The 1,536-nt window shown below is 63.9% G+C and carries 1 protein-coding gene; it reads left to right on the forward strand.

Annotated elements, in window-relative coordinates; translation table 11 throughout:
- Nucleotides 1–109: 109 nt before the first annotated feature.
- Nucleotides 110–1,536 (forward strand): hypothetical protein (locus PACILC2_RS25620; RefSeq protein ID WP_213531826.1); only part of this gene is annotated, 1,427 nt, incomplete at its 3' end.

The following is a 1,536-nucleotide window of genomic DNA, read 5'->3' on the forward strand; positions in this document are numbered from 1 at the left end:
AAATCGTCGCTTTGCCGGTGAAGGACCCGTTTCATATTATGCGCAACGTGCTGCTGATCATCGAGCTGCTGGACGGCGACGGGCGACGCTTGCGGGAGGCGGCATCGTCATGACCGGTCGTTTGGAACTCGGGACGGCCAAAGCGGATATTACGCCGTCGCATCCGGTCGCGCTGGCCGGCTTCGCCCATCGCAGCGGCGTCTTCGAAAGAATCGTCCGGCCGCTCGGGATGAACATCTTTTGCTTTCGTCAAGGGAAATATCAGGCGCTCGTCGTATCGGCCGATCTGATCTGGTGGGGCTCGGACTATGCGGACAGGCTGAAGGCGGCTATCGATGCGGCATGGCCATCCGCTTTCGATGCCGTTCTGCTGCATGCGACTCACAATCATTGCGGACCGCAAACGAGCGGCCTGTTCCTGAAGATGCTGGGGGAGCCGGACAGGGAGTATTGGGCCGAGCTGGAAGCGAAGCTGCTGGCCGGCATCGGGGAAGCGCTGGAGCGGATGGAGCCGGTCTCGGTCGAACGCGGCCGGGACCGTTGCGAGCTCGGCATACATCGGCGGCTATGGAAGGACGGCGTCATCGTCATGGCCCCGAATCCCGACGGGCCTGCCGATCATGAACTGACGGTTATCCGGTTCCGCAACGATGCCGGCCGCGTCAAAGGCTTGTTCGCGCATGCGGCATGCCACCCGACGACGACCGGGGACAACATCGTCTTCCCGGAGTTCCCCGGCGTCGCCATGGAGGCGGTGGAGAACGCGCTCGGAGAGGGCGCGGTCGCCGCGTATTTGCAAGGCTACTGCGGCGACGTGCGCCCGGCGCTAATTCGCGATGGGGCGTTCTGCCGCGGATCAGCGGACGATGCGGAACGGCTCGGCATCCGACTTGCCGAAGCGGTGCTGCGCGTGCTGGAGCGTCCGATGGAACCGCTCGCCGCATCCGAACTCCGGTGGGAGGAGCTGATCGTTCCGCTGCCGTTCCGGCGCGTTCCCGATCGAGCGGAGCTTCAAGCGAAGTGCGGAGAGGACGGCATCGTCGGGGAATGGGCGGCGCGATTGCTCGGCGAGCTTGAAAATACGGGGCGGCTGCCGGATTCGGTGCCGCTGCGTCTTGGCGCGCTGCGGCTGGCGGACGGATTGACGCTGCTGGCGGCCGACGCGGAGATGGTGGTGGAGTACGGGCTGTTTGCGAAGCGAGAGCTTGAAGAAGGGGTTCTGCCGATCGGCTACACGAACGGCATGACCGGTTATGTGCCCACCGACCGTCAGTTGGCGGAGGGCGGGTACGAAGCCGCCGATTCGTCGCTCTGTTTCGGATTGCCTTCGCCGTACGCCGCCGGAATCGAACGAAACATTAAGGAAGGGATGAGAACATTGACGGGAATAGTGAAGCCGGTGCTGGAGAAGCAAGCGGACCGGCTGCAGGTGCGCGTCTATCGCGACCGGAAGCAAATGGGCACGGCAGCCGCTCTTGATGTCGCACGCCATATGAGGGAGCTGTTGGAGAAGCGGCCGCGCATCCGGATGATTTT

The sequence above is a fragment of the Paenibacillus cisolokensis genome, assembly GCF_018403665.1.
GTDB lineage: Bacteria > Bacillota > Bacilli > Paenibacillales > Paenibacillaceae > Paenibacillus_AH > Paenibacillus_AH cisolokensis.